The 26329-nt window shown below is 70.6% G+C and carries 27 protein-coding genes and 2 pseudogenes; 14 read left to right on the plus strand and 15 right to left on the minus strand.

All coding sequences use genetic code 11. The features are described from left to right. The first annotated feature begins 25 nt into the window (after positions 1-25). Positions 26-1249: a sensor histidine kinase gene (locus OHS33_RS34455; protein WP_330334349.1), complete on the plus strand. Its 1224-nt coding sequence runs from the start codon at positions 26-28 to the stop codon at positions 1247-1249. After that, on the plus strand, positions 1246-1902 hold the full coding sequence (locus OHS33_RS34460) for a response regulator transcription factor (protein ID WP_330334350.1): 657 nt from the start codon (positions 1246-1248) through the stop codon (positions 1900-1902). The genes OHS33_RS34455 and OHS33_RS34460 overlap by 4 nt, the downstream gene beginning before the upstream one ends. Positions 1903-2859: 957 nt before the next feature. Here the strand turns inward: OHS33_RS34460 and OHS33_RS34465 are convergent. The 4 genes and pseudogenes from OHS33_RS34465 to OHS33_RS34480 form a co-directional block, all read right to left on the minus strand. Further along, on the minus strand, positions 2860-3558 hold the full coding sequence (locus OHS33_RS34465) for an alpha/beta fold hydrolase (RefSeq protein ID WP_330334351.1): 699 nt from the start codon (positions 3556-3558) through the stop codon (positions 2860-2862). Positions 3559-3707: 149 nt separating this feature from the next. Next, positions 3708-4295, minus strand: a pseudogene (locus OHS33_RS34470) (class I SAM-dependent methyltransferase); the annotation flags it as partial. Between the two features lie 60 nt (positions 4296-4355). After that, positions 4356-5750 carry an ATP-binding protein gene (locus tag OHS33_RS34475; protein WP_443065490.1) on the minus strand — a complete coding sequence of 465 codons (1395 nt, stop codon included), beginning with the start codon at positions 5748-5750 and terminating at the stop codon, positions 4356-4358. A gap of 76 nt (positions 5751-5826) precedes the next feature. Next, a complete protein-coding gene (locus tag OHS33_RS34480; RefSeq protein WP_330334353.1) occupies positions 5827-6504 on the minus strand; it encodes a response regulator transcription factor in 678 nt (225 codons plus the stop codon). Positions 6505-6640: 136 nt separating this feature from the next. Between OHS33_RS34480 and OHS33_RS34485 the strand changes: the two genes are divergently transcribed. Continuing rightward, positions 6641-7315 carry a hypothetical protein gene (locus OHS33_RS34485; RefSeq protein WP_330334354.1) on the plus strand — a complete coding sequence of 225 codons (675 nt, stop codon included), beginning with the start codon at positions 6641-6643 and terminating at the stop codon, positions 7313-7315. A 116-nt stretch (positions 7316-7431) separates the two neighbouring features. Here OHS33_RS34485 and OHS33_RS34490 read toward each other — a convergent pair whose 3' ends face one another. Further along, a complete protein-coding gene (locus tag OHS33_RS34490; RefSeq protein WP_330334355.1) occupies positions 7432-8004 on the minus strand; it encodes a TetR/AcrR family transcriptional regulator in 573 nt (190 codons plus the stop codon). A 107-nt stretch (positions 8005-8111) separates the two neighbouring features. Between OHS33_RS34490 and OHS33_RS34495 the strand changes: the two genes are divergently transcribed. Continuing rightward, positions 8112-8420 (plus strand): hypothetical protein, encoded by a 309-nt coding sequence (locus OHS33_RS34495; RefSeq protein WP_330334356.1) that lies wholly within the window; start codon positions 8112-8114, stop codon positions 8418-8420. A gap of 93 nt (positions 8421-8513) precedes the next feature. Then, a complete protein-coding gene (locus OHS33_RS34500; RefSeq protein WP_330334357.1) occupies positions 8514-9236 on the plus strand; it encodes a VOC family protein in 723 nt (240 codons plus the stop codon). A gap of 56 nt (positions 9237-9292) precedes the next feature. Here OHS33_RS34500 and OHS33_RS34505 read toward each other — a convergent pair whose 3' ends face one another. Beyond that, the gene (locus tag OHS33_RS34505; RefSeq protein ID WP_330334358.1) at positions 9293-9763 is read right to left on the minus strand and encodes a flavodoxin family protein; all 471 of its coding nucleotides are present in this window, start codon (positions 9761-9763) and stop codon (positions 9293-9295) included. 321 nt (positions 9764-10084) lie between these two features. On the opposite strand from OHS33_RS34505, the gene OHS33_RS34510 reads away from it, so the two are divergent. Beyond that, entirely contained in the window at positions 10085-10276 is a 192-nt protein-coding gene (locus tag OHS33_RS34510; RefSeq protein ID WP_330334359.1) for a hypothetical protein, read from the plus strand. Beyond that, positions 10273-11493, plus strand: coding sequence for an enoyl-[acyl-carrier-protein] reductase FabV (locus OHS33_RS34515; protein WP_330334360.1), 1221 nt, complete (start codon positions 10273-10275; stop codon positions 11491-11493). The genes OHS33_RS34510 and OHS33_RS34515 overlap by 4 nt, the downstream gene beginning before the upstream one ends. A 56-nt stretch (positions 11494-11549) precedes the next feature. Here OHS33_RS34515 and OHS33_RS34520 read toward each other — a convergent pair whose 3' ends face one another. Further along, a complete protein-coding gene (locus OHS33_RS34520) occupies positions 11550-12494 on the minus strand; it encodes a LysR family transcriptional regulator (protein WP_330334361.1) in 945 nt (314 codons plus the stop codon). A 136-nt stretch (positions 12495-12630) separates the two neighbouring features. Between OHS33_RS34520 and OHS33_RS34525 the strand changes: the two genes are divergently transcribed. From OHS33_RS34525 to OHS33_RS34535, 3 genes are all read left to right on the plus strand, one after another. Next, positions 12631-13443 carry an inositol monophosphatase family protein gene (locus tag OHS33_RS34525; protein ID WP_330335318.1) on the plus strand — a complete coding sequence of 271 codons (813 nt, stop codon included), beginning with the start codon at positions 12631-12633 and terminating at the stop codon, positions 13441-13443. A gap of 65 nt (positions 13444-13508) precedes the next feature. After that, positions 13509-14153 carry an NADPH-dependent F420 reductase gene (locus OHS33_RS34530; RefSeq protein ID WP_330334362.1) on the plus strand — a complete coding sequence of 215 codons (645 nt, stop codon included), beginning with the start codon at positions 13509-13511 and terminating at the stop codon, positions 14151-14153. Between the two features lie 131 nt (positions 14154-14284). Further along, entirely contained in the window at positions 14285-15322 is a 1038-nt protein-coding gene (locus OHS33_RS34535) for a PP2C family protein-serine/threonine phosphatase (RefSeq protein ID WP_330334363.1), read from the plus strand. Between the two features lie 331 nt (positions 15323-15653). On the opposite strand, the gene OHS33_RS34540 is transcribed toward OHS33_RS34535, so the two are convergent. Beyond that, the gene (locus tag OHS33_RS34540; protein ID WP_330334364.1) at positions 15654-15938 is read right to left on the minus strand and encodes a DUF6087 family protein; all 285 of its coding nucleotides are present in this window, start codon (positions 15936-15938) and stop codon (positions 15654-15656) included. Continuing rightward, positions 15931-17127: a methyltransferase domain-containing protein gene (locus OHS33_RS34545; protein ID WP_330334365.1), complete on the minus strand. Its 1197-nt coding sequence runs from the start codon at positions 17125-17127 to the stop codon at positions 15931-15933. The genes OHS33_RS34540 and OHS33_RS34545 overlap by 8 nt, the downstream gene beginning before the upstream one ends. Before the next feature lie 255 nt (positions 17128-17382). On the opposite strand from OHS33_RS34545, the pseudogene OHS33_RS39880 reads away from it, so the two are divergent. Together OHS33_RS39880 and OHS33_RS34550 are read left to right on the plus strand one after the other, a co-directional pair. Then, positions 17383-17547: pseudogene (locus OHS33_RS39880) on the plus strand (NF041680 family putative transposase); the annotation flags it as partial. A gap of 70 nt (positions 17548-17617) precedes the next feature. Next, positions 17618-18127, plus strand: a complete 510-nt coding sequence (locus OHS33_RS34550; protein WP_330334366.1) for a hypothetical protein — start codon at positions 17618-17620, stop codon at positions 18125-18127. A 907-nt stretch (positions 18128-19034) separates the two neighbouring features. On the opposite strand, the gene OHS33_RS34555 is transcribed toward OHS33_RS34550, so the two are convergent. The 6 genes from OHS33_RS34555 to OHS33_RS34580 all read right to left on the minus strand — a co-directional run bounded on the left by OHS33_RS34555 (position 19035) and on the right by OHS33_RS34580 (position 24754). Further along, positions 19035-19865, minus strand: a complete 831-nt coding sequence (locus OHS33_RS34555) for a hypothetical protein (RefSeq protein ID WP_330334367.1) — start codon at positions 19863-19865, stop codon at positions 19035-19037. 234 nt (positions 19866-20099) lie between these two features. Continuing rightward, entirely contained in the window at positions 20100-20519 is a 420-nt protein-coding gene (locus OHS33_RS34560; protein ID WP_330334368.1) for a hypothetical protein, read from the minus strand. Positions 20520-20641: 122 nt separating this feature from the next. Next, positions 20642-21382 (minus strand): class I SAM-dependent methyltransferase, encoded by a 741-nt coding sequence (locus tag OHS33_RS34565; protein ID WP_330334369.1) that lies wholly within the window; start codon positions 21380-21382, stop codon positions 20642-20644. 278 nt (positions 21383-21660) lie between these two features. Continuing rightward, the gene (locus tag OHS33_RS34570) at positions 21661-22323 is read right to left on the minus strand and encodes an MSMEG_1061 family FMN-dependent PPOX-type flavoprotein (protein ID WP_330334370.1); all 663 of its coding nucleotides are present in this window, start codon (positions 22321-22323) and stop codon (positions 21661-21663) included. Between the two features lie 54 nt (positions 22324-22377). After that, entirely contained in the window at positions 22378-23511 is a 1134-nt protein-coding gene (locus OHS33_RS34575) for a hypothetical protein (protein WP_330334371.1), read from the minus strand. Positions 23512-23707: 196 nt separating this feature from the next. Next, complete coding sequence (locus OHS33_RS34580; RefSeq protein ID WP_330334372.1) at positions 23708-24754, minus strand: hypothetical protein; 1047 nt, start codon at positions 24752-24754, stop codon at positions 23708-23710. A 142-nt stretch (positions 24755-24896) separates the two neighbouring features. Here OHS33_RS34580 and OHS33_RS34585 point away from each other — a divergent pair, with 142 nt between their 5' ends. Continuing rightward, positions 24897-25871 carry an arylamine N-acetyltransferase family protein gene (locus OHS33_RS34585; RefSeq protein WP_330334373.1) on the plus strand — a complete coding sequence of 325 codons (975 nt, stop codon included), beginning with the start codon at positions 24897-24899 and terminating at the stop codon, positions 25869-25871. A gap of 90 nt (positions 25872-25961) precedes the next feature. Further along, positions 25962-26321 carry a zinc ribbon domain-containing protein YjdM gene (locus tag OHS33_RS34590; RefSeq protein ID WP_330334374.1) on the plus strand — a complete coding sequence of 120 codons (360 nt, stop codon included), beginning with the start codon at positions 25962-25964 and terminating at the stop codon, positions 26319-26321. Positions 26322-26329 lie beyond the last annotated feature (8 nt).

Raw genomic sequence — 26329 nt, forward strand, 5'->3', positions numbered from 1 at the left:
TGGTGGGGGTGGCTACGATCCCGAGGTGGATCACGTGATGCCGAGTCCCCCGTTGCTGGGACGGTTGCCGTCGGGTGTGTGGACGGCCTTGTGCTGGTGCGCCGCCGCGCTGTTCGCACTCCTGCTGTTCGCCACGACGACGTACCGGATGGCGCCGCTCCACCCGCACCCGGGCGTGCGTCAGCCGGTGCTCCTGGGGCTCGTGCTGGAGGTGGGACTGGCCGTCGTCCTGGCGCTGGCGATCGGCTGGGCCCGTCGGCGGCCGCTGCTGGTGTTCGGGGTGCTCCTGGCCGAATCGGTGGTGATGTTGGCGCTCGGCGTGAAGACATGGCCGCTCTTTCTGGCGATGGACGGCCTGGTCTGTTACATCGCGGTCGTGCGTCCGCGCCGGATCGCTGTCGCGGCCGCCATCACCGAGCTGGCGGTGTGGTCCGGCGAATGGCTGGCGGTCAGCCACGGGCAGGATGTGTTCAGCGATTTCCTCAGCACCCTGCTGGCCGTCGCGGCGAGCGTCGTGATCCCCTGGACGATCGGCAACTCGATCCGTCAGCAACGCCTCTACAGCCAGGCTTTGCGCGCGCAGGCCGCCACCCAGGCGGTCACGGCCGAACGGTTACGGATCGCCCGCGAGCTGCACGACATGGTCGCCCACAGCGTCGGCGTCATCGCGATCCAGGCCGGCGCGGCGCGCCTGGTCCTCGACACCCAGCCGGCCGGAGCGCGCAAGGCGCTGGACGCCATCGAGGTCACCAGCCGCGAAACGCTGGCCGGCCTGCGCCGCATGCTGGTCTCGCTGCGTCGTGCGGAGGCAGGGGAAGCCGGGGAGGAGGGGGAGCGTACGGGTACGGTGAACGGCTCTCCGGCAGCGGGCCTGGAGGCCGTCGACCAGTTGGCGGGGAGGACGGCGGACGCCGGCGTCCGGGTCGAGGTCCGCTGGCTGGGGCAACGGCGCCCGATACCCCCCGAGATCGACCTCGCCGCCTTCCGTATCATCCAGGAGGCGGTCACCAACGCCGTGCGCCATTCCGGCACCGACCGCTGCCGGGTGTCCGTGGAGTACGGGGACGAGGAGCTGGCCATCGAGATCGTCGACGACGGGCGCGGCGGGTCGCGCGGTGACGTGACGACGGGGGGAACCGGTTTCGGGATCCCCGGGATGCGCGAGCGGGTCGCCCTGCTGAACGGCCGCTTCAGCGCGGGGCCCGGACCCGAGGGCGGCTTCCGGGTGTCGGCGAGGCTGCCCGCATGACGATCCGCGTCGTGCTCGCCGACGATCAGGAGCTGATACGTGCCGGGCTGAGCATGGTCATCACCGACATCCCCGACATCGAGATCGTAGGCGAGGCCGGAACGGGTGCGCGGGCCGTTGAGCTGGCCGCGGAGCTGCGGCCCGACGTCGTGGTGATGGACATCCGCATGCCCGTCATGGACGGCATCGAAGCCACCCTGGCGATCACCCACACGGCCACACCGCCGCGCGTACTCATGCTCACCACGTTCGACGACGACGAGAACGTCTACGCCTCGCTGCGGGCCGGCGCGAGCGGATTCCTGGTCAAGGACATGGCGCTGGTGGACATCGTCGCGGCGATCCGCGTGGTGGCCGGCGGCGACGCGTTGATCGCGCCGAGCGTCACCAGCCGCCTCATCGCCGACATCACCAGCCGGCCCAACCCCTCCCCGCCGAGGAGGGAGATCACCGGCCTCACCCAACGTGAACACGAGGTACTGGTCCTGGTCGGGAGCGGCATGTCCAACGGCGAGATCGCCGCCCACCTTTTCATCGGCCTCGCCACCGCGAAGACCCACGTGGCCCGCCTGCTGACCAAACTCGACGCCCGCGACCGCGTCCAACTCGTCATCGCGGCTTACGAGGCGGGGCTGGTTCCGCCGAGGGGATGAGCCCTGGCCGGTCCGGCTCTCCGCAAGCCGCCGAAGCGAAGCGGGGCGGTCCCGGCGTGTGCCGAGGCCGAGGCCACTTCGGCGCCGAGGCTCGGGCGGACAAGGGCACTGTCCACACTTCTGACAGCAACTCCGGTTTTCCGTTCCTACGAGGCGACAGCAGCAGCCAGACACGGTCACAGCGGGAGGAACGACCACGGCGTGCTCCCCGCATGTGCAGGGAGCATGAAGTCCTCCGTCGCCAGGCTTCGCCGCCAGAGGGGTCATCCCCGCGCGTGTGGGGAGCAGGCTCGGTGACCTGCAACGTTACTCGGCGAGCGGGCCGTTTGGAGCACTTCTACAGACTCCGGCATTCCGGGATATCTAGGAAATGCTCACACCTGAGGCGCGCGGCTCCGCCAGGTCAGGCACTGTCGCTCAATGCTGGCCCAGGCCAGCATCGGTCAAAGCGAGCACGGGAAAGGGACGGCTGGGCAGGCACCCGTCCTGAGGCCCTGCCACCATGTGGCCCTCATCGAGGCAAGTCCTCGCCCCGCCCTACCCCCACGGAACCCCCCGTCTCCCAGGACCGGGCCGCCGCGAGGTCCGGGGTCGTGCCCACCGACGCGTACCTGAACCCGTCCCATTCCTCCAGTACTCCGGCGTCCCTACTGGTGGACTGCGGCCCAGTCAGGAGTGCACTGATGGCGTTCCGGTATGGAGGAAGGCCGATTCTCCGCAGGCTGCGACTCTCGCGGGTGCTGAGCCCTCGTCCATGTCCATGTCCAGGAAAGCTCTGCGCACACAGCGGGAGAAAGGAGACCGCGCTCGCAGGCCCGCCTCGCACCCACGGACTGCGTGAGCGGCTCGGGCGGGACGGTCGGCGTGGCGGGCCGTGGGCGTGGCGGGCGTAGCCCATGGCGGCTCAGAAGAGGCTGCCGGCCGTCCGCTATCGGGCGGCCGTTCTCATCGCGGCCCTCAAGGAGTGGTTGTGATGGCTTCGTCTCGCCCAGGTGGAGTGTGGGTAGCGAGGAGTTCCCGCAGGAGTTGCACGACGAGATCGGGCTGGCCCACGAACGGGGAGTGGCCGGTGTGCCATTCGCGTACGTCGGTGCAGCGCGAGGCCATCGTCCGCTGGAGGCCTGGGTCGATGGCCCGGTCCTGTGCGCAGACGACGTAGGTGGAGGGGGTGTGCTTCCAGGCCTGGTGGTCCGGGACTCCTCGTCCGCAGCCGGGGGCTTGCGTACGCAGTAGGCCGGCCGCCCGGGTGGCGAGGGGTTCGGGGCAGTCGCCGTAGAGGGCATCGATGGCGCGGTCGGGGTGGAGGCTGGTCGAGCCGTCGGGTTCACGGACGATCGCGTCCTGGAGCTGCGGGGACGCGCCGCCCAGACCGGCCGCGCTCTCACCGGCATCCGGCACGAAGGCGGCCAGGTAGACCAGGTGCCCCGCGCCGCGCACCCCTGTGATCACCGACCCTCCGTAGGAGTGGCCGAGCACGAGCGGTGGCTCCGGCAGTGCGTCGATGACGGCTTGGACAGCGGCTGTATCAGCGGAGAGCGAGCCTCGGTGGAGTTCGGGAACGACGACCTCGCTTCCCGTGGCCCGCAACCGTTCCGCCACCACGGCGAAGTGCTCGGGACGGTGATAGAGGCCGTGAACGAGCACCACTGCGGCCAACTCGTCCGCCCCCTCGGATCGACACCAGGGCAACGAGCGTAACTCCGGACGCGGGCCCTCCTTTGCCATGCCGCCGCCTTGGCGGTGATCAGAAGGGTGCCCAGGGCGGTGGCGTCCGGGTCGGGAAGGACCTCGGCGCTGACGTCGGCGAAGCCGTGGCGCTTGAGGAGGTCCGTCCACTGTTCGGGGGTGTGCTGCCAGCGCAGGACGGTCAGCTCTGGCTCCCGGCCCTCCAGCCACTTGCCGCCCATCTGCTGGGCGCCGTACTGGCCCACGATCGGCTCGCGGTGGGAGAAGGCCAAGATGCCGCCGGGGGTGAGGCGTCGGGCGACTCGGGGGAGCAGTTCATCGGGGTCGGTGAACCAGACGGCGCCCCAGGTGGAGTAGATCGCGTCCCACAGGCGCACGTCCTCGTCGAGGAAGGCGCAGGCTTCGGCGTGGACGAACTCCAGGCCCGGGGTATCGTTCCAGAACTCCCGGGCGCGGCCGGTCTGGACCGCGGAGAAGTCCACCGCGACGACCTCGACGCCGGTCCGGGCCAGGTGGGCCGCGTTCTCTCCCTCGGCCGGCCCCAGGTCCAAGGCGGTCTTCAGGGTCCCCAGGATCTCGGCGCCGGGGCCTGAGCCGGGCAGGCCGGTCCACTCGAAGCGTTCTGCGGCCGGGCGCTGCTGGGGTTCCTCGCCGCGGTGGGGGCGGTACTTGTCCCAGTATTCGGCGGGGGTCCGGGGTATGCCCATCTCGGCGCCACCGTGGGCGCCCGGGCGGCGCGTTGGGACACGCTCAGCCGAAGCTCGTGATCAATCCGTCTGGGCCAGCGGCAGGCGGACGACGAGGCGGGCGCCCTGCCTGGAGTCCGTGAAGTCCGTGGAGTGCGTGGAGTGCGTCGGGTCCTCCGCTGTCAGGGTGCCGCCGTGATGGGCGGTCAGGTCGCGGGCGATGGCGAGGCCCAGGCCGGCTCCGCCGTGGTCGCGGCTGCGGGCGTCGTCGAGGCGGGTGAAGCGTTCGAAGGCCCGCTCGCGGTCGGCCGGCGGGATGCCCGGACCGTCGTCGGTGACCTCCAGTACGGCGGTGCGCCCGCCTGGCCCGCTGGTTGTTCGCAGGACTACGTCCACGCGCCCGTCGGCGAAGCGCTGGGCGTTGTCGAGCAGGTTGGTGACCACCCGGGTGAGCCACAGCTCGCTGCCGAGCACCTCGATGCCCTCGGCCAGGTCCGTACGTACGGGGACCCGGTCGCCCAGGCGGGACTCCGTGGCGTCGCGCACCAGGGAGGCCAGGTCCAGCCGGACGGTCGGCGCCGGCTGCGCCGCGTCGATGCGGGCGAGCAGGAGGAGGTCGACGGTGAGCTGCTGCAACCGCTCGATGTCTTCGAGGGCTCCGCTGATCAGCTCGGGCCACAGCTCGGGATCCCGTACGGCCAGGGCCACCTCCAGCTGGGTGCGCAGGACGGTGATCGGGCTGCGCAGTTCGTGCGAGGCGTCGGCGATGAACTGGCGCTGGCGGGCGCCGGAGGACTCCAGCCGGTCCAGGGTGGCGTTCATGGTCTGCGCGAGCCGCGCGATCTCGTCGTGCGTGGGCGGCACCGGGACCCGGCGGTGCAGGTCGCGGTCGGTGATCTCGGCGACCTCGGCGCGTATCGCCTCGACCGGCCCGAGCGCCCGGCCGGTGACCCACCAGGTGACCATCGCGACGGTGGCGAGGAGCAGGGGACCTCCGATGGCGAGGGCGGCCGTGGTGGTGTCGTCGGCGGCCTCGGCTTCGCGCAGCGAGGTGCCCGCGTAGACGGTGACCAAGCCCTGCGGGGTGTCCGTGGTGATCTGGACGACCCGCTGGTGGTGCTCGCCGCCGAGCGGGCGGACCCGCCAGGTGTGGAAGAGCGTGCCCGGGCGCTGCGGGTTCGCGGTTCGGATCGGCTGTGTCCCGGCGAGGTTCGGGCTGGCGAGCAGGACGCGGCCGTCCGCGCTCACCACCTGGACGAAGTCGGCGCCGTGGGCGGGCGGACGTACCTGGTCCAGCTTTCCGTCGGCGGCGAGCTGCGCGACGGTGAGGGCCTGCCGTTCGGCGTCGTCCTCGGCGTTGCGCATCAGGTTGGCTCCGAGGAACCCGAGCAGGGCGTACGAGGCGATCGCCAGGGCCGCCGCCACGACGGCGCAGGCACCCACGGTGGCACGGGCCCGGACCGTGGTGGGCCACAGCCGACGGAGGGGGCCGTGGACGCGGAGTGGAAGGGGTAGGCGGGACAGGCGGGACAGGTGGCGGCGGGCCGCGGGTTCAGCCACCGTCGGCCGCCAGTCGGTAGCCCGCACCCCGTACGGTCTCCAGCGCGGCCCGGCCGAAGGGGGCGTCGATCTTCCGGCGCACCGCGCTGATGTGTACCTCGACGACGTTCGGGTCGCCGTCGAAGGCGCTGTCCCACACCTGGTCGAGGATCTCCCGCTTGGGCACCACCTCACCGGCGTGCCGGGCGAGGTACTCCAGCACCGCGAACTCCCTCGCCGTCAGCCGGATCTCCGTACCGGCGCGGGAACAGGAGTGCCGGGCCGGGTCCAGGACCAGGTCGCCGAGGGTCGTGATCTCCGGGCGCCTGCGCCCCGTACGCCGTCCCAGCGCGCGGAGCCGGGCGACCAGGACGAGGTAGGAGAACGGCTTGGAGAGGAAGTCGTCGGCCCCGGTGTCCAGGGCCTCCGCCTCGTCGTACTCGCCGTCCTTGGCCGTGAGCATCAGGATGCCCGACTCGTTTCCGGCCGCGCGGAGGCGTGAGCAGACCCGGTAGCCGTTCAGGCCGGGCAGCATGATGTCGAGCACGATCAGGTCGTAGTCGTGTTCGGAGGCCATCCACAGGCCCTGCGGCCCGTCGTGGGCGACGTCCACGACGAACCCTTCGGCCTGAAGCCCCCGCTGCAGGGCCAGGGCCAGCCGTCGTTCGTCCTCCACCACCAGTACGCGCATGCCCACCAGGGTCTCAGGCCGGTCGGAAGCCCAGCTGAAGAGGTCTTCAGCTGGCTTCAGGTGGGCTTCAGTATCCACGCCGCATGCTCTGCACCGAGCCGGGTGCGGTGCCCGGTTGTGCACGAGGAGCACCACTATGTCTGAAGTTTTCCCGCCGTCCGAGCCGTCTGAGTCGTCTGAGCAGCCCGTGCAGTCCGAGCAGGCCGTGCAGTCCCTGCAGTCCGAAGGCGTCCCGGAGGCCGGTGGCCGCACGCGCCGGGGCATGGGTCGCCTGGTACCCCGGCGTCGCGGCGCCCGCTGGGCGGCGGTCGGCGCGGCCGTGGTCCTCGTGGGCGGCGGGGCGGCTGCCGCGGCCGTGGTCGAGCGCCACCACGAGCACGAGGGCAAGCTCTCGGTCTCCCGTGCCGACTCGGACCACGAGAACGGGCAGAACGGCGAGCACGGCGAGAACGGTGACGGGCGCGGTCCTGGTGGCCACGGCGGCAAGGACGGGCGCCGTGGGGGCAAGCCCGGAGAGATGCAGCAGCGCGGCGAGCGGGGCTACGGCGCCGGCGCCGGCGCGTGGAACGGCAAGGGTCTGAAGGCGGCCCCCGCGCCGCTCCCGGCCCTGCCCCTCTCCCAGGCCGCGGACAAGGCCGCCGCGGCGGTGACCGGCGGCAAGGTCGAGAGCCTGCGCGTGGTCGGCCAGGACGGCGGCGGCAGCGCGTGGCTGGCCGTGGTCATCGGTCCGGACGGCGTCCGCCACAGCGTCACCGTGTCCGGCGCCGACGGCACGGTCACCGGCAACACCGTCATGGGCGCCGCCCAGTAGCTGAACGGGGCCGGGCCATGCCCTGAGCTCACCTGTCGTGCCGCCGGACCGAGATTCCCTTGGGGGGACGGTCCGGCGGCACCGTCATGTAACGGCCGTTCCACTCTGCCAGCAGGTCAGCCTGAGCCCGGGAGGGCGGAGAGCAGGGCCGTGGCGGCTCTGTCGAAAGGCGCGATGCTGCCCGCGGCGCGACACAGGATGTGGGCGCCTTCGAGCGTAACGATCATGAGAGTGGCCAGATCGGCGGCCTCGGATGAACTCATTCCGGCCTGGGTGAGTTTTCCGGTGAGCTCGCCGACCCAGCCGGCGAACCCTTCGGCGGCGACAGTACGCAGGCTGCCCTGGTCGGCAATGGCCGCACCTCCGTCGACGGTGACCGCCGCGACTGCGCAGCCGCCGCCCCCGGCGGACGCCTGCACCACGGGGCGGACGTTTCCGAGGAACGCCTCCACGACTTCGCGCGGCGTGCGCGCCGGCAGTGCGTGCAGGTGAGCGCGGACGTCCTCCGCGTTACGGCTGGCGGCTTCGAGCGCGAGCTGCTGTTTGCCGCCGGGGAAATGGTGATAGATCGCCCCGCGCGCGGCACCGCTCTCGGCCAGGACGTCGGTGAAGGACATCGCGGCCAGGCCATGGCGTTGCAGCAGCCCGATCGCTGCGCTGATCATGCGGGACTTCGTGTCCGCGGCCATCGCAACCCCCCTTGACTAGTACGCCCATCCTACTCCATGCTCGCATTACTAGGACGTGCGTACTAGTAATGACATGGGCCGGACAGGCCCGAAGCCGGAGGTTCGTGATGGGCAAGACGTTTCTCTACACCGAGATCCAGGCGGCAGTGCCGTTCGAGCAGTTCGACTGGCAGCAGGTCAACGCGGCACTGAAGACCGCGCCGGGTCTCATCCGTAAGACGTGGCTGTCGGGGATCGGCACCCACACCGTCGGCGGTTTCTACGAGTTCGACAGCGCCGAGAACGCCCTGGCCTTCGCCCAGGGCCCCTTCGCCGAAGAAGCCCGCCGGGCCGGAGCCCCGGCAACGACACGCCTGTTCGACGGCGACATCGTCAAGGACGCCAGCATCGACCTGAACTCGCCCTACTACAGCTGACACCGCAGGCTGCCGCCGCCGACGTCAGCGCTGGACACCGCCCCGCCTCGCCCCGCTGCCGGGGCGAGGCGGCCTCAACGGAAAGCCATCTCGATGAACATCACGCGGCACCCCGAGAACAGCGTGAGCTGGATCGACCTCGGCACCCCCGACACGGAGACGACGGCGGCGTTCTACACCGCGCTGTTCGGTTGGACCGTCGCCCCACCGGATCCCAACGGCTACCGGCTCTGCACACTGCGCGGACAGCTCGTCGCCGCCTTGGGGCCGGCCGAGGACCCCGGCGCGCCCTACTGGACGATCAACGTCACCGTGTCGGACATCCAAGCCACTGCCACCCGTTTCACGAGCCTGGGCGCCCGGATCATCGTGGCACCCAACCAGGTCGGGACGCTCGGCCACGCCGCCGTCGCCCTGGACCCCGTCGGCGCACCGCTGTCACTCTGGCAGCCCGGCACCCACACCGGCATGCAACTGGCCCACGAACCGGGCACCTTCGCGGGCATCAGCCTTCTCACCGGCCACCCCGAACAGGCTGCCGCCTTCTACCGACGAGCCCTGCACTGGAGCTCCAACCCCGAGCACACCGAGTTCCGGTTGCCGGACAACTCCACCGCCGCCACCAGCCCGCCGCCGGACGAACCAACGGCGCAGCGATCACTCTGGCTGGTCCGCTTCGCCAGCAACCAACCTGATGCCGACGCCGAGCGGGCCCGACAGCTCGGTGCGACGGAGGTCCGTCAGGACTCCAACGGAGACGTGGTCCTACGCGATCCCACGGGTGCCCTGTTCGGCCTCACCCAGCACACTCGATAGCTCCGACTCCGTCCGAACGCGTCGCCCCAGGCAAAGAGCCCATAGTGCGGCGGGTGTCAGGACACCGACCCCTGTCCGTCCCGCAGCCGCGCGGCGAATGCCCGCGCGGCGGCGAGGTCCCCGGCGTTCGGCCGCTGCTTGTTGATACCGCCGACGAGCCTGAACGGCGCCCAGGTGTCGAACGCCCGGCACGAGAAGCTCCCGTCCACCTCGAAGCCCTTGCCTTCGAGCAGCTGGACCAGAGGGCGGGTGAACGGCGCCAGCGGAAACTCGGGCAGCCCGCTGGTGGCGAACACGAACGCCCGCCCCCGCCCGGCGGGAAGCGCCTTGACGAAATCGGTCAGCCGCGGATGGAGCCTGCCCTGGAACACACCCGAGCCGAATCCCACGAGGTCGGCCCCGGCCAGCTCCGCCAAGTCGGCCTCCTCGGGCGAGACGACCCGCGCACCCAGAACCTCGGCCATGCTGTCGGCGACACGACGCGTATTGCCGTGCGACACAGAGGCGCACACGATGACGGTCTTCATCCTCACGATCCCTTCTCTCGCTTCTGCAGTAGGGACCACGCAGCGACGTCAAACGTGACACCGACCGACCCCGACCGACTGTGATGGCCGCCACACCGCATGTCCGGTGCAGACGAGTCAGGGTCAGTTGCTGCGGAGCTTCGACGCGTGGCTGAAGCCCAGTTCCGCCTGCTTCGACGTCCCCGAATCCCTCGGCTTCGGCAACCTGTTCAGCGACGGCCTGCCCCCCGGCCCTCCCTCTGCCGGTCATCCCCGCCGACAGCCTGATGGGGCGCCTCCCCACGCCCGCCCCGGCCACCAACTGACCCGAAGGAGCCGTCAATGCCGGAAACCACAACCCGCGAGCGGATTCTCCGTAGCGCACTCGCACAGGTCACCACCGCCGACGCCCATACGCTTCCCGAAGACGGGCATCTCCAGCACCGGCTCGGCATCGACAGCCTGGCCCTCACCGACCCGCGTACCCACCTCGACCGCCTCACCCCCACCAGCGGAACGGACACCCACCCGTGAGCCTCCGGCAGATCGACCCGAAGCAGCGCGGCTTCCTGATCGTCAACTCCCACCCCACCGGCTCCGCCGAGACGGTCACCCGGATGTGGGACAAGATCCCGGCCCGCACCGACGGCAGCAGCCCGGTGGTGCTGCTCCTCGGCCACAGCGCCGGATACGGCCTGGCCACCCTGCTCACCGGGCTCCGCCGGCACGGGATCCGCGGCGTCGGTGTCGCCTACGAAGGCGCCGAGACCGAGCGCCGCACCGCCACCGCCGGCTGGTACCGCACCGCGGCCGCCGCCCGCCTCGCCGCCGAAGTCGGCAGCGACTTCGTCTTCGTCAACACCGATGCCTTCTCTGAGAAGGGCAAGGCCGAAGTCCTCGACCTGGTCAAGGAGAGGTTCGGGACGGTCGACTACCTGATCTACAGCCTCGCCGCGCCCCGGCGCACCGACCCGGTCACCGGCACGGTCCACCACTCCGTGATCAAACCGCTCGGCCAGCCCTACCAGGCCCCCGCCCTGGACTTCTCCGACGGCACGGCCAAGGTCAGCAGCATCCGCCTGGAGCCCGCCACCGAAGACGAGACGTACGCCACCGAACAGGTCATGGGCGGCGCCGACTGGCAGCTGTGGGTCGAAGCCCTCGCCGAGCGATCCCTGCTCGCCGACCGCTTCACCACCGTCGCGCTCACCTACATCGGCTCCGAACTGACCGCCCCGGTCTACCGCCAGGGCACCATCGGCGCCGCCAAGAAGCACCTGGAGAACACCGCCGGGGACCTCAATGACACCGTCCTCGCGGACGGCCAGAGGGCGTTCACCGTCGTCGCCGGAGCCGCCGTCACCCAGGCCTCCAGCGCCATCCCCTCCATCGCCTTGTACACCGCCTTCCTCCACACCGTCCTCGGCGACCGCTTCCGCACCACCGCACAGCAGGCAGAAGACCTGTGGGACCAGCTCACCGGCACCGCACCGCTCGTCACCGACGAGCAGGGCCGCATCCGCCTCGACGGCTGGGAACTCGACCCGAAGGTCCAGGACCAGGTCCGGGAGTTGTGGGCGGATCCGCAAGCCGGACTCGCGTCGGCGCCCGCGGGCGCCGCCTGGTTCATGAGCCAGCTCCGCGACCTGTACGGATGGGGGCTCGACGGCATCGACTACGACCAGCCCGACCAGACCACCGTCGCCTGGCCCACGCCACAGAAATCAGGAGTCGCGCAGTCGCACGAATAGGTGGTGTTCGCGAGAGCGGGAGTCAGCTGCCGCAGGCCTTTCCCCGGGCGTATCCGTCACTTCCCGGTCCGGTCGGTGAGGGCCTGTGGAGAGGAGGTCGGTGGGGTGAACAGTGCCTGGACGGTTTCGGTGGCCAGGTCTCGCAGCCAGGTGTGGGCGCGGTCGTCGTCGTAGCGCTGGTGCCACAGCAGGTACAGGGGTACGTCGGGCAGGGGGAGTGGCGGCGGCAGTGTGGTCAGGCCGAGGTGTTCCCGGGCCGTGCGGGTGACCGCGTCGGGGAGGGTGACGACCAGGTCGGTGTCGAGGGCGAGTCGCAGTGCGAAGGCGGCGGTGGGCCCGGCGGCGACGACGTGTCGTTCGAGGCCGTGGGTGGTCAGGGCGTCGTCGATCGGGTCGCGCAGGCTTCCGCGTCGCGAAACGGTGAGGTGCTCGGCGGCCGCGTAGCGCTGGAGGGTCAGCGGACCTGAGGTGAGCGGGTGGCCCGGTCGGACCGCGACGACCAGCCGGTCGCTGCCGACGAGGCGGTGGCGGATGTCGGGGAGCGCCGGAGGGCTGGAGCTCGATTCGAGGTCGACCTCGCCCCGGCGCAGCTCGGCGTCGTCCGTCCCGGGTTCGGCGGACAGGCGCAGCCGGACGCCGGGGGCCTGGCCGTGGACGGCGGTGATCAGGGCGGTGCCGCAGGCGGCGGTCAGGGCGTCGTGCCAGCGCACGGTGAACACCCGGTCCAGAGCCGCCAGGTCGAGCTCCTGCTGCGCGGAGAGGAGGTGGTGGGCCTGCTGCACCAGGGCGTGGACCTGGGCACGCATGGCCAGCGCGCGGGTGGTGGGGACCATGCTGCGGCCGGTGCGGACCAGGATCTGATCACCGGTGGCCTTGCGGATGCGGCCCAGGGAGCGGCTCATCGCCGGTGAGGTGACGTGGAGGCGTGCTGCCGCGCCGGCGACGCTGCCCTCTTCCAGCAGGGCGTCCAGGGCGGTGAGCAGGTTCAGATCCAGTTGCATGGCAGTAACTCTATAAGTGACAAGCATGCACTTGTTGTTAATGATCGGGCGGCCTACCTTCGAAGTGCGGGGCGAGAGAACGAGACAACCGCCCCGCTTCCACCGATCCCCCAGGGAGCCCGTCATGAGCACAGCCATGAGCACAGACATGCCTTTCGCCGCCGACACCACGCTCCTGTCCGACGTGACAGCCGCGGTGAAGGCCGCTGGCGTCACGCTGCGCGACCGCTACACCTCGCACGCCCGGGGCGTGAGTCTGGACGAGGTCGTCGCCGAGATCCACGCCAATGACGACGCGGTGCTGGACGTGCTGCGGGAGCCGCTGCTGCGGGCCCGGCGAGGGTCGCAGTGGGCCGAGGACGAGCTGGCCGGGGGCGCGCTCCCGCCGGGGGAGTGGTGGGTCGTCGACCCCGCCGAGGGCAACATCAACCACGTCCACGGCATGGACGACTGGGCCGTCACCGCCACCCTGGTCCGCGACAACCAGCCGGTGCTCACCGTCGTCCACCTGCCGCTGACCGGCGACACCTACACCGCGGTCGCCGGTGGCGGGGCCCACCTGGGCGGCCGACCGCTGAAGGTGTCCGCCAAGACCGGCCTGGGCGCCGCGCTCATCGGCACCGGCCAGGCCAAGCCCGGCGAGGACGAGCGCACCTTCCGGCGGATCGGTGACTCCGTCACCGCGATGCTCATCAACGGCCTGGTCGTACGTGTGTCCGTACCCGCCACGATGCAGCTCATCCACGTCGCCGCCGGACGCATGGACGCGTTCTGGCAGTTCTCCGACGTCCGCTCCGGCCTGGTCGCAGGCGCCCTGCTGGTCTCCGAGGCCGGTGGCACCGTCACCGACCTGGCGGGCGCACCCTGGAACACCGCCAGCCGCGACTTCCTGGCCGCCGCCCCCGGCCTCCACGGCGCCGCCCTCAAGGTCCTCTCGCCGATCGTCTGACCTGGGCCAACCTGGCCAAAGGGCTCCCCTCCTCCCCACCCCGATACCGCAAGGAGCATCACCACATGACCAGCATCGGCATCCTGGGCGCCGGCCGCGTCGGCACGAACCTCGCCGGCAAGTTCTCCGCAGCCGGACACCACGTCACCCTCGGTGGCCGGAGCCCCGAGGGCACCGCCGCCCGCGCCGCCGGGCTCGCCCCGCGGATCGCCTTCGCCGACCAGCGCACCACCGCCCGCACCGCCGACATCGTGATCAACGCGACGCCAGGCGACAGTTCCCTGGACCGCCTCACCGACCTGCGCACCGAACTCGCCGGCAAGATCCTCATCGACGTCTCCAACGCCACCCGCGACGATGCGGACGGCCTGCCCGGCGACCTGTGCTATCCCGGCAGCAGCCTCGCCGAGAAGCTCCAGGCCGCGCTCCCCGACACCCAGGTGATCAAGACCCTCAACACCATGCTTTTCATGGTCATGACCGCTCCCGAAACCCTGGCCACTCCGCCGACCGCCTATCTCTCGGGCGATGACGAACACGCGAAGAAGACCGTCACCGGCCTGCTCGGCGACCTGGGCTGGCAGCCCGACTGGATCGAGGACCTCGGCGACATCACCACGGCCCGCGCCACCGAGGCCATGATCCTGGTCGTGCCCCACATCCTGCGCCGACACGGCTTCAAGCCCTTCGCCGTCTCCCTCGCCCGCTGAACTGCCAGGACCGGGTCCAGTCCCTGCCAGACCCGGCCAGAGCGCTTTCTCCGAATTACCCGGATATTCTGTCTAATGTGATCGAGTCTGGGCGGCCGAGGCTCCGTAGGCGCCCCGGCGCGGGAAGACTTGTGCGGCTGTCGCCGGTCATCCTGACCGTCGTCATCGCCAGCCTGGCCTACTCCACTCCGCCGGACCTGGCCTTCAGTCGCCTCCTCCCCGCGGCGCCGGCCCTCGCCGCCGCCATGTGGCCGGTCCTCCCCACCGTCCTGCTCGGGACGGTCTGCCTCCTTCTGATGATCGGCCTCAGCCTCGTCTTCCCCGACCTGGGGACGTGGTGGACGGCCGCGGGGATCATCGCGGTGACCGTGGCCGCCGCGTACGGAAGCCACCTCCGGCTGGAGCGCGAACGTACGCTCTTCCAGGTACGGCTCGTCGCCGACGCGGCGCAGCAGGTGGTGCTGAGCCCCCTGCCCCGCCACATCGGCGGCATCGAGATCGAGTCGCTGTATCTCGCCGCCGCGGCGGAGGCGCGCATCGGCGGGGATTTCTACGAGGTCGTCGACACGATGTACGGGGTCAGGCTGCTCATCGGTGACGTGCGGGGCAAGGGCCTGCCGGCGGTGGGGGCGGCCGCGGCGATCGTCAACGCCTTCCGGGAGGCGGCGTACGACGAGACGGACATGGTCGACATCGCGCGCAGGCTGGACGCCAGCAGCACCCGCTACAACGCCGCATTTCCCCCCGAGGGGCCGATGGAACGCTTCGCCACCGCCCTTCTCGTCGAGATCCCGCGCGGAGCCGGACGCGTCAACATCCTCAACTGCGGTCACCCCCCACCACTGCTCCTGAACCGCGGGAGACTCCGCATCCTCGAACCGGCCGCCCCCTCGCCCCTGCTGAGCCTCGCGGAGCTGATCGGTGATCATTACAGCGTGGACACGTTCGAGTTCGCGCCCAACGACCTGCTGCTCCTCTACACCGACGGCGTCGCCGAGGCCCGCGCCCGCGACGGCGAGTTCTTCCCGCTGGCGGCCTGGATGCGCCGCCAGCCCTCGACGCCGCCCCGCGAACTGCTCGCTGCTCTCCACCGCGACCTCGTCCACCACAGCAGAGGCCGCCTCGACGACGACATCGCCGCGCTCGCGGTGCGCCTGCGGGAGCCTTGAGGCAGGGAACGTCGGTGTGCGGGCCGCCGATCGGCCTCGGCGGCACGTCATCCTTGTCGGACGGCCGGGCCCGCCCCAGACGCGGGCCGCGCCCGCGCGCTGGCGACGCCGGGATCAGCCCTGCGCGTGCGGGGAGCATCACACCACCGAGGCATACGCCTGGCTGATCCTGGGGTCATCCCCGCGCGTGCGGGGAGCAGGCTTGGTGACCTGCAACGTTACTCGGCGCGTGGGCCGTTTTGGAGCACTTCCGCGGATTCCGGCATACCGGAATTACCCGGAGAGCTGCACACCTCAGCCGCGCAGCTCTGTCGGTTCAGGCATCGTCGCGCTACGCCCACGGACTCCCCGCCTCCCAGGCCCGGGCCGTCGCTAGGTTCGGAGCTGTGCCCAGAGGTGCGTACCTGAACCCGTCCCACTCCTCCAGCACCCGCGGCTCGTCCGGCCGGACGTGGCTGCCGCCGCCGCTCGCGGGGCGGTGCCGACGTACGACCCCCATCGGGGGCGTCCGGCGACGCTCGTAGGCGGCCAGCGGACTCGACGGGTCGGCCTCGGGCCAGGTCGCCACAGTCGGCGCCGGGCCGACCGGAGGTCCCGGGCGTCGGTGCCTACCCATGCGCCCGCCGCCCCGCGCCCGTACGGACCGATGGCAGCGGAACCGGAGTTCCGGGGCTGTCGAGCCACGGCACGTGCCAGCCGTCGGCCTCGATCGTCATCCCGTACCGCCTGATCTCCGGCCGCCCGGCCGCCGCCCACCACCCGTACGCCGCCTCCACCTCGTCCCACAACCGCCGCTCGCCGAACTGCCGCGTGCCGAAGGCCACCGCCTGCTGCCCGTCCCAGTCGACGCAGGCCCAGCTCGCCCCGCCGTCGGCGTCGGCATCGGCGACATCGGCCAGCCACAGCCGTACGGGTACCTCATCGCCCGACGTGTCCCAGGAGTGCCAGACCCCCGGCACGGCCAGCCCGATGTGGAACTGCGCGTCGAGGTCCTCCCCGGCCACCGCCCAAGGCGAGAGCGCGCTCGTACCGGAAACCGGAACCTGACCGGGCCGCAGTACGTCGTCCAGGTCGGCCGCCACCCGCTGCGTGGAGATCAGCATGTACGACCCGTGCGCCGCGAAACGACCCTCCGCACCACCATCCACCCGCCGGTCCAGGACGAGGGCGCCGTAGCAAACCCACGCGCTGTCCCATGGCGTGACGATCCGTCCGCCCGTCCGGGTCTGCGCCAGCCATGCGGCGGGCACCGCTCGCACCGAACAGGTCGCCAGGACATGGCTGTACGGAGCCTGCGCGGCGTAGCCCTCGGTCCCGTCGGCCGCGACCACCGTGACCGAGCGGTCGAGACCGACATCGCGGAGGGTCCGCGCGGCGCGGGCCGACAGCTCCGGCACGTCCTCCACCGTCACCACCGACCCCCGAGCGCACCGCCTCGCCAGCAGCGCGGTGTTGAACCCCGTTCCCGTCCCGATCTCCAGGACGCGGCTGTCGGCGGCCAGCCCCGCGTCCTCCAGGAGCCGCACCACCGTACTGGGCGCGGACGCCGACGACAGCGGGACCCGGGCGCCGCCCAGCGTCGTGAAGCCCGTGACGAGTGGCTGATCGCTGTACACGGCGGCCAGCCACGCCCCCGCACTCACCCCGCGCTCCAGCAGCCGGTGACCGCCGTCACCGTCCCGGACCCACACCCGGTCGGGAACGAAGTCGGCCCGCGGGGTCGCGGCCAGGACGGCCGGCCACGGATCGACGGGCGACCGTCCCAAGGCAGCGGTGATCTCGGCCAGAAGGCTCTCGGTCCTCACGACGCGCGCCCCTACTTCGGCGGCGGGGGCGGCGGCGGAGGCGGAACGGGTCGGCCGGGTTGGCTTCTGTCGTCGCCGATCGGACTGCGGTGCTTGCCCATGAACTCTCCCTTCATCGCTTCCCACCGATGGTGCACGATGCCGGCCCCCGCGCAGGGCAGAAGCCTCAATGTGCGCCGATAACGATGACTGGATGACTGGATGACTGGACGGATGGATGGCGGCGAGCACGCCGAAGACGATGACGGACTTTCGAAACCGTCTCGTCCGGGGCCTGGCCGGCCGCCGGGTTCGAAGAACCGCCGCCCGGCCACCCGTCATGACGTGGGCAGAGTCCTGGTCATGGGCGAGGCATACAGCCGCCCCGCAGAACACAAGAAGGGCACCAAACCCCGGCGCGCCGAGGAGCGGCAGACTTGACGGCCTGGGCCCTGTGCAGCGGGCACGAGGCCGAAGAATTTCACGGGGTACGTCGGTGGATCTCAGCTCAGTGATCATCGCTGTCGCAGGCGTCGCAGGAACCCTCGGAGGGGCGCTACTCACCCAGCGCGGCTCCGAACGAGCGAAGCGTCTGGAGATAGAGCTCGTCCGAGACCATGAGGAGGTCCGCGAGGCCCGTTCGCTGCGACGCACCTGCTACGTGGAACTCAACCGGGATGCCCGGCAGTTCACGACCGCACTCAACCGCCACCTGCACGTCATGAGGGAACGCGGCGTGGCGGAGGGCGACAGCGACGCACTCGAGGAAGCGAAGAACGCGCACCGCGATCGGTACTCCGAAGCACAGATGATCGCCCCCGAAGAAGTACTCAGGCGAGCGAGTGTCGTCAATCAAGCCCTGAACAAGGTCTACGGCCAGATCAAGCGCCTCGAACGCGGCGCCCCCGAACCAGGCGAAACGATGGAGACGGCGGCCCAGGCCCAGTACGAGGTCTGGGAGATGCTCCGAACCATGAGAACCGCCATGCGCCACGACCTCGGTGTGTCGCACGAAGATTGAGAGCTGGCGCGGCTGACGCAGCTGGCGCTCAGCTCCGTGCGAGCTCTCTTGTCTGCCTCGACCAGCCGAAAACTGATCGAGGCAGAGGGTAAAACGCAAGCTCAGGGTGTGCGGGGGTGGGTCCAGAGGATCACGGCGGCGCCGTTGTGCCCCGCGCCGCCGGCTTGTCCTGCGGAGCCCGCGAGGGTGGAGTAGCCGGATCCTCCGTCCGAGCACTGGTCGGAGGCGGTGCCGAGGCTGCTGTCGAAGCAGCCGCCCGCGCCACCGCCTCCGCCTCCGCCGCCACCGGCGCTCGCGCCGAGTGCTAGCCGGGCTCCTCCGCCCCCGCCTCCCCCTCCGCCGCCGCTTCCCCCGCCTCCGCCACCCCCACCGGCACCTCCCGGCCCCCAGAGCAGGATGGTGGCCTTCCCGTTCGGCGGGAGCTCGCTCCCCAAAATGCCGGGGCCCGTGAGCGTCTTCCACACCTCGGTGACCATCTCGGTGTCCGACGCCTGAGCCTGACCGCTCACAGCCATCGGTACCAGCACACCGAACGCTGCCAGCGCACAACCTGCCCGCACCAACGGCCGAAACGACCGCGCCGCCGAACTGTCCGCCCGGACGGCGCGGGTCCTGATCCGTTCCATCACACCTCCTGGATGATCTCGCCAGGAGCGTGCCGGACCGTCACCGCACCCCTGTCGCGACATGCAGAGTGGCGCCTGGAGACACACCCTGTTGGCAGGACCCGCGTAGCTCTCCTGGCCTCTCATCCGTCCTGCGAGCCGATGGCCGCCCGCCACCCGCCACCCGCTACGCCGTGGGCAAGACCGTCAGACGACCCGGGACCATCATCGAACGCGACCGAGGCAGACCCTGACGAGGTCGCGGGCGACCCCTCTGTTTCAACCCCGGTGGTCAGGTCAGGTCAGGTCGCGGTGGGTACGTAGGGCACTGCCGCGACCTGGGCCATGGTCCGAAGTTTCGTGAAGTAGGAGGCGCAGTACTCCTCGTTGATCAGAGGAACGATCTTGTCGAGGTCGGCTATGCAGCCCCAGAGGTGGGCGATGCCACGGTCGTCGAGTCCGCCCTTCAACTCCCTCTGCACGAGGCCGGCGACGTCGGCGTCCAGGAGGACCAGGTCTACGCCGTCGAAGTCCACGCCGCGGAAGCCGTCGGGGAACAGTGCGCGCAGGTGGTCCTCCCACAGCCGGGCGAGTCCGCCGTCGGGGTGTGCTCCGCCCACGCCCGCGGCTGTCGCCTCGGCTGCTGTCGCCTCGGCTGCTGTCGGCGGGCGAAGGAGCAGGGAGACGGCATCGAAGACGGCACGCACCATTGCAACAGCCCGGATGGGGCGGAGGGCGGCACTTGACTCGGCGCCCTGCGTGAGCTTGTCGCGCAGCAGTCGGCCGCGGTCGAGTTCGGCGCCGAGTCCGGCCGTGATCAGCCCTGCGCCGGTGGCTCGCTCGATGAGGGCGTGGAGTGGTTCGTTCGTGACCAGACGCTCGCTGAGGACGTGCTCCAGGGCGAACAGGGAATGCGTGACGGCGACGGTGGCGAACTCGTACCGGTAGTAGGAGTGCCGGATGAGCTCGCGGGAGGTTTCCATCGCGCTCATGACGTACATCGACGCGTCGCCGGGCAGAACCAGGTCGGCAACCAGGGCGTGCATGTCCGCATGGTCGGGAACGAGGTCGCGGGCGCGCGGGTCCCGTACCGGCAGGAGGAGCGGGTCGGGCGGTGGCGGCAGGGTGTTCACCGGTGCAGTCTTGTCGCCGGAAGGCCGTCGGTGCCATCGGATTTGCTCGGGGCGGTAGGTGTCCCGCTGCCACATATTGCCACCGGCCCGGTCCGACCTTGAAGAACAAGCCAAGGGCCGGCCGTCGAGCTTCCGCTGGAGGAGCACCCCGCGCCGGCTGGTAGGGGCGTACTGTCGTCACCCAGGCCGACGCCGCGAGCGCACGGCCCTGGGGACGACTCCGGGCACACGGCGCTACAGGTCGTAGTCCTGGGCCAACTCGTCCCAGCGAATGCTGCGGAGCGCGAGTTCGGCGTCCTCGCCCGACGGTGCGTCCGGCGTCGACTGGAACCAGGCTACGACGAGGGCGGAACGGTCCATTGCCGGGTCGAGCGCCGTGGAGTCGAAGACACCGACGCAAGCCACCGAAGGCAGCACCTCAACGGGGCCGAAGGGGCCGGCGGTCTCGTCCGGGTACGCACGGGTGGGCGGGACGAAATGGACCGGCGTGGAGGGAAACGCGCTCTCGGCCCGCCGCTGGAGCCAACTGACCTTCAGGTCGTTGATGCGTTTGCACGGGTATCCCTCCAGCATCCCCCCGTAGGTCGAAGACATCCGCAGCTCGGTGAGCGAGATCGAACGACCGGACGAGAGGACTATGTGACCCAGAGACATGCCGACACCCTATGCGCACCATTCACGTCCGGTCGCTTCCGGTACACGGTCAGCTGGTCCAAGGGTGTGCGGGAGTGCGGCGTCTGGGGCCTGTCCGACGGGTCTTGGCCATGCTGCGATGCTTACGGTTTGTGGGCTACCCAGAGCATTTCTGCAGGCCAGCGGTGTGCCCAGTCAGGCGGGTCGGTTTGGTTGTAGCCGTTGGCTGTTCCGGGTTCGGGCCGTGGCTCGATGAGGTCGTCGATGACGAGACCTGCGCCGCGCAGGACCTTGATCCAGTCGCCGTAGGTGAGCTGATAGCTGACCGCGCCCTGGCCTTCGGCGATGGTGTCCAGCCCGAAGTAGTCCTGGTGCAGCGTCGTGGTGACGCGGCTGGCGGCTTCGTCGTAGCAGGCTTCGAACCATGGGCTGGCGACGTTGAACACCAGGCGCCCACCGCGGCGCAGGATGCGTGCGGCCTGCGCGACGGCCAGGTGCGGGGGCGCCCAGCTGAGCCCGCCGTGGTCACAGAACACCAGGTCGAAGCTGTCGGCGGCGAACGGGAGGTGTTCGGCGGCGCCTTGCACCAGCGCGTAGCGGGCCGCTCCCATCGCGCGAGCCGCCGCGGCGAGCTGGGCTTCGGACAGGTCGAGCCCGACCACGGTGGCGCCCTCAGCGGCAAGCGCCCTGGACCACTGGCCGGCGCCGCAGCCGAGTTCGAGGACGCGCTTGCCGGTGACGTCGCCCAGGGCGTGCAGGTGCGCGTCGGGGATGGAGTACATGCCCCACAGCCGCGGCGTTGCGCCGATCTGCGGGTCATGCTCGTGCTGGTAGGCACTGCTGATCTGGTTCCAGAACCGCCGGTTGGCAGAGATGCTGTCCACGCGCCGACTCAAGCAGTGCCAGCCGGGGGCGGTCAACACGATTGTGCCGCGGCCGGGAAGGCGGGTGTCCTGCCTGGCCGCCGATGCGATGGGGTGGGGTGGGGTGGCACCGTGGCAGAGCCTCGTCGCCCGGCTGGTGGAGGTGGTGCTGGAGCGACCGCAGCAGCCCTCACCATCTGGCTACGAACCCGACCCCTACGCGACCCGGCGGTACATGCCGCGGCCGCGTGCTTCGACCCCACGGGCCAGAGTGCCGATCACGAGTCCGGGCCGGCCCCTTACTCGTACCGGTACTTCAGCGAGTCCGCCTCCGCCTGCTCGATGTCGGCGATCGTCAGCTCCGGCATCCGCAGCTGGGCCAGCGTCACCTCGGCCGAGGCGGGCTGGGCGTCCGCGGGCAGCCAGTCCTGGGGTTTCCAGGCCGAGCTGCGCAGCAGCGACTTGGGGCAGTGGGGGTAGACCTCCTCGATCCCCACCACCAGCGCGCTGGCCGGGGGCTTGCCCACGGCGGTGAGCTGCGACAGCAGCTCCGGGCGGGTGGAGACGCAGGCCCGGCCGTTCACCCTGAGCGTCGTGGTGCGCCCCGGGATGACGAACAGCAGCCCGGCCCGGCCGGTGGCGATGACGTTCTGCAGGGTGTCCAGCCGCTTGTTGCCGGTCGCGTCCGGTATCGCCACCGTCCGTGCGTCCAGGACGGCGACGAACCCGGCGGGGCCGCCGCGCGGCGAGACGTCACAGTTTCCCTCGGCGTCCGCGCTGGCGATCAGGACCAGTGAGGAGCAGCCGATCAGCCGCCGGGTCTGGTCGGTGAGTTCGGTCATCTGCTTCCGTACGGCCGCTGCGCCGGGAAGTTCGTACGTCCGGCGCAGCGCCTCCTGGTCGGGCACGGCGTCGAGGCGGAGCGAGTCGAAGGCGCTGCCGGCAAGGGATGTCGTCGTCATGCTCGCGACCCTAATAGGGCGACGACAGGACGACGACCTGCGCGCTCCGTACGCTCAGGAGAAGTGGCGGACGAACACGTCCGACTTCCCGTTGGTGTCGCCGGGCACGATGTCGTCGGCCGTGGACTGGAAGACCACGTCGTGCCCGCCGGCGCTGACCGCGCCGGTTCCGGCCGAGGCGGGCTGGGTCGCGACCACCTCGTCGGTGCCCGTCTGCAGATCGCGGAGCGTGAGCGACGGTCCGGTCGTGCCGTTGGTGCCGTTCGGGGCGTACAGCAGGTAGCGGCCGGTGGGGTCTATGGCCACGCCCCGTACGTTCGGCACCGGTTGGGCGGTGGCCGAGGCCACGTCGTAGACGTACGTGTCCGTGCCCGAGAGATAGACGATCTTGCTGCCGTCGTCGCTCAGCTGGACGAGCGAGGCCGTCGCGGACGGGCCTTCGATCGGACCGACGAGGGTGTTGCCGGGCAGGTCCCGGAGGTAGACGTCCTGCCGGTCTGCGTCCTGGTAGGCGACGTAGCGGGCGTCGCCGCTCATGGAGGGCCGCGACGCGAGGGTGTGGGGGAGGCTGGCGACCGTCTGGGTCGTGCCGGTCTTGCTGTCCTGGACCTCGATGCGCTGGCGTTCGAGTCCGGGCTGGGTGTAGAGGATGGCGAGGGAGAGGTAGCGGCCGTCCGAGCTGAGCGACGGCTGGTTGCAGCTGTAGGCCGAGCAGTTGGCGGAAGCGGTTCTGCCGGTATTCACCTGCTCCATGCGGATACGTACGTTCCTCATCCACTGCGTCGCGTAGGCGACGTACTCCCCGTTGCCGCTGACCGCCGGAGGTTGCAGCGGCGCCAGGCTCGCGACCCGTTTGGTCTGGCCCGTCTGCTGGTCGCGCAGGTACGGATTGTCCCCGGCGGGAGGGGTGTCGGACGACAGGTTCCTCGCCGAGGAGGAGAAGACGACGTGGCGGCCGTTGGGTGTGATCGAGGCGCCGCCGGAGTTGCCGTCGGCCTGGGTGGTGCCGTCGGGTGCGATGCTGATCCGCTCGACGCTGGTGGTGAGGCCGCGTGCGGCGGGTGCGGGTGCCGCGTCTGCGGCCGAAGCGGCAGCGGGCAGCACCGCCGTCACCGCGCAGACCGCGACCGCCGCGCTCAGGGCGGCCCGTAATCGTCTGCTGGTGCTCCGGTTCGTGGTTCCCCGCATTTTCCCCCCAAGTACGACTAGGACACGACCCCTCCTCCGGTTCCCTACCGGAGGAACACGAGCATTCGAGCATGCAACCGTGACGGCACTGTGGGGTCAATGGGGCCACATGCCCGAGAGGCGCCCTTTCGGCCATGCGTGCGAAGAACGGCCGACATCGCCACCGCCATCGCCGTCGGCGGGCCGGATCGTCAACTCAACTGCGGCGGCGTGCGCTGCTCCACAGTCGGTGTGCGAGCTGGAAGGCAGCCACATCGGTGGTGGTGTTGGCGGCGAAGTGGTCGCTGGCGCCGTCACGGCGGGTGATCTTCGCGCGCCGCCCGGACAGGGCATCGGAGGACATGGCGAGTTCGGTGACCCGCGCCCAGGGCAGAACATGGTCCTGATTGTGCTGCCGGTAGACAAATCCCTCGCCGGTGAGACGCAGGTCGGTGCGAGGGTCCTGGCTGGGCTGCTCAAACCCCTCAAACCCCGTAAGCCCCGTAAGCCCCGCAAGCCCGAGGATCCCGCCCTCTTCGGCGGATGGCAGATGGTAGACGCCCGTGGTGTTGAGTGCCTCGTGCACCTTCGGCGTTGCCGCCTGGACGGCGATCTGCTCGATCTGTGTGGCGAACTCCGGATGGCCGCCCCTCCCGGTGAACCCTGTGATCTGCAGGGGCTCGACGTTCCCCTCGGCCCCGACCCGGACGGTGAAGCCGGGGCTGCTGCTGAGGCTGCCGCGGTTGTCCTCGACCCTGGTGACCTGGTCCCATCGGACCCATCGGACCCATCGTTCGTCGTGACCGTCGCGCGTGCGGGTGGTGTAGCACAGGGCGTGGGTGTAGAGGTCGACTCTTCCGCCGCCCAGGAGCTCCCCGGAACTTTCTTCCAGCTCGCCGGGGTCCGCCGGGCGCAGCCACCGGTCCTGGGCGGCACGCGCGCGTTCCTCGGCGGCAGACCGGCGACGCGCGGCCACGTCCTGCACGTCCTCGGTCGCGGTACGCACGGCGAACCCTGCCGCACCGATGATGACGACCCCGCCGATGACCGACGTGATCAGCTGCTTGTTGTGCCGGTTCTCCGCGTCCTTGGCCTCGATGTCGGCGTAGCCGTACGCGCCGGAGGCACCGACGCAGGTGTCGCCCGGGCCCATCTTCTTGCCGGCGCACTCCTTGGCCCCCTCACCCCAGTCGGCAGTGAACCCGAACAAGATGATGAACACTCCGATGATGGCCAAGACCAGCGGCTTGGCGTACCTGCCCACAGCGCTTCCCCCGTTCGCCACACCATCAGAGACCGTCCCCGGCGGTTATCGATCATCCGATCAACAGCCTTGCCCTGCAAGGGCAATGCGTTTGTGCACCCCGGCTTGACCTCAAGCCAGGTCGAGGGACGAAGATTGGATCATGGACATCCAGCCGACCGACACCGGGGGCGCCTCGGCCACCCCGGCCACCGCCCCCAGCCCGACCGACCACCGGCCCGACCGGTGGTCCGGCGAACTCCTCGACCTCGACGCCTATCTGGCCCGGATCGGTTACGACGGGCCCCTTGAGCCCACCCTCAAGGTCCTGCACGGCCTCCAGCGCGCCCACACCACCGGTATCCCCTTCGAGAACGTCCACGCCGTGCTCGGCCGGGACCTGCCGCTCGACCTTCCCTCCATCGAGGCCCGCCTCGTCCGGGACCGCCGCGGCGGTTACTGCTTCGAGCACGTACTGCTCTTCGCGGCCGCGGTCGAACGCCTCGGGTTCCACGTCACCGGCATGATCGGCCGGGTCAGCCTCGGCGCCCCCAAGGTGCTGCCCGCCACCCACGGGCTGCTCGCCGTCACCGCCCGCGACGACGACCGTCTGTGGCTGTGCGACGTCGGCTACGGGGCCGGCCCGCTCGGCCCGATCGAACTCGCCGACGGGGCCCACGTCGCGTACGACGGCTGGCGGCACCGACTGGAGCGACGGCCCGGCGCGCACGGCATCGACCAGTGGTGGCTGTACCAGACCGCTCCCGGCGGCCCGTCCGGCCCGGACCACACCCCCGACCCTGAGGGCGTCGCGACCCCCTGGATCGACCGGCACACCTTCACCCTCACCGCCCAGTACCCGATCGACTACGTCGTCGGCAGCCACTTCGTGGGCACGCACCCGCGCTCCCCGTTCGTCCGTCGGCTGTTCGCTCAGCGCATGACCCCGGCCGCCCACCACCGCATCGACGACCTGACGCTCGTCACCACCCGCCCCGACGGGACGGACACCACCGAGCTGATCGCCCCGGAGGCCCTGGACGGGACCCTGCGGGAGGTGTTCGGGATCGCGCTCACGGAGGAGGAACTCCGGGAGATCGCCGCCCGCCGGTCCGCGGCGGCAGCCCCCGGGGTCTGAGCCACCGGTGTGCAGACTTGCAAACTTTACAATTTGATAGCATGGCTACGTTTTCATTGCTCCCCGTCCTCGACTCCAGAAACCGCGTGAATGAGCGACAAGCTGCCCCCGTGTCCGAAGTGCTCCAGTGAGTACACCTACGAGATGAACGCACTGATGGTCTGCCCGGAGTGCGGCCACGAGTGGGTACCCGCCGAGAGCGCCGGAGGCGAGGGCGACGTCACCGGGGAACGGGTCGTCAAGGACGCCGTCGGCAACGTGCTGAACGACGGCGACAGCGTGACCGTCGTCAAGGCCCTGAAGGTCAAGGGCAACCCTTCGGGCATCAAGGCGGGCACCAAGGTCCGCAACATCCGCCTGATCGACGGTGTCGACGGCCACGACATCGACTGCCGGATCGAGGGCTTCGGCGCCATGCAGCTCAAGTCGAGCGTGGTCAAGAAGGCCTGACCGCCGAC

It is taken from the genome of Streptomyces sp. NBC_00536, from assembly GCF_036346295.1.
Lineage (GTDB): Bacteria > Actinomycetota > Actinomycetes > Streptomycetales > Streptomycetaceae > Streptomyces.

What these genes read in the sequence shown, in the direction of transcription:
- OHS33_RS34460 (WP_330334350.1), top strand. Translation starts at nt 1,246, where the DNA reads ATGACGATCCGCGTCGTGCTCGCCGACGATCAGGAGCTGATACGTGCC.
- OHS33_RS34480 (WP_330334353.1), bottom strand. Translation starts at nt 6,504, where the DNA reads ATGCGCGTACTGGTGGTGGAGGACGAACGACGGCTGGCCCTGGCCCTG.
- OHS33_RS34485 (WP_330334354.1), top strand. Translation starts at nt 6,641, where the DNA reads ATGTCTGAAGTTTTCCCGCCGTCCGAGCCGTCTGAGTCGTCTGAGCAG.
- OHS33_RS34490 (WP_330334355.1), bottom strand. Translation starts at nt 8,004, where the DNA reads ATGGCCGCGGACACGAAGTCCCGCATGATCAGCGCAGCGATCGGGCTG.
- OHS33_RS34495 (WP_330334356.1), top strand. Translation starts at nt 8,112, where the DNA reads ATGGGCAAGACGTTTCTCTACACCGAGATCCAGGCGGCAGTGCCGTTC.
- OHS33_RS34500 (WP_330334357.1), top strand. Translation starts at nt 8,514, where the DNA reads ATGAACATCACGCGGCACCCCGAGAACAGCGTGAGCTGGATCGACCTC.
- OHS33_RS34505 (WP_330334358.1), bottom strand. Translation starts at nt 9,763, where the DNA reads ATGAAGACCGTCATCGTGTGCGCCTCTGTGTCGCACGGCAATACGCGT.
- OHS33_RS34510 (WP_330334359.1), top strand. Translation starts at nt 10,085, where the DNA reads ATGCCGGAAACCACAACCCGCGAGCGGATTCTCCGTAGCGCACTCGCA.
- OHS33_RS34520 (WP_330334361.1), bottom strand. Translation starts at nt 12,494, where the DNA reads ATGCAACTGGATCTGAACCTGCTCACCGCCCTGGACGCCCTGCTGGAA.
- OHS33_RS34525 (WP_330335318.1), top strand. Translation starts at nt 12,631, where the DNA reads ATGAGCACAGACATGCCTTTCGCCGCCGACACCACGCTCCTGTCCGAC.
- OHS33_RS34530 (WP_330334362.1), top strand. Translation starts at nt 13,509, where the DNA reads ATGACCAGCATCGGCATCCTGGGCGCCGGCCGCGTCGGCACGAACCTC.
- OHS33_RS34540 (WP_330334364.1), bottom strand. Translation starts at nt 15,938, where the DNA reads ATGGGTAGGCACCGACGCCCGGGACCTCCGGTCGGCCCGGCGCCGACT.
- OHS33_RS34560 (WP_330334368.1), bottom strand. Translation starts at nt 20,519, where the DNA reads ATGTCTCTGGGTCACATAGTCCTCTCGTCCGGTCGTTCGATCTCGCTC.
- OHS33_RS34570 (WP_330334370.1), bottom strand. Translation starts at nt 22,323, where the DNA reads ATGACGACGACATCCCTTGCCGGCAGCGCCTTCGACTCGCTCCGCCTC.
- OHS33_RS34575 (WP_330334371.1), bottom strand. Translation starts at nt 23,511, where the DNA reads ATGCGGGGAACCACGAACCGGAGCACCAGCAGACGATTACGGGCCGCC.
- OHS33_RS34585 (WP_330334373.1), top strand. Translation starts at nt 24,897, where the DNA reads ATGGACATCCAGCCGACCGACACCGGGGGCGCCTCGGCCACCCCGGCC.
- OHS33_RS34590 (WP_330334374.1), top strand. Translation starts at nt 25,962, where the DNA reads ATGAGCGACAAGCTGCCCCCGTGTCCGAAGTGCTCCAGTGAGTACACC.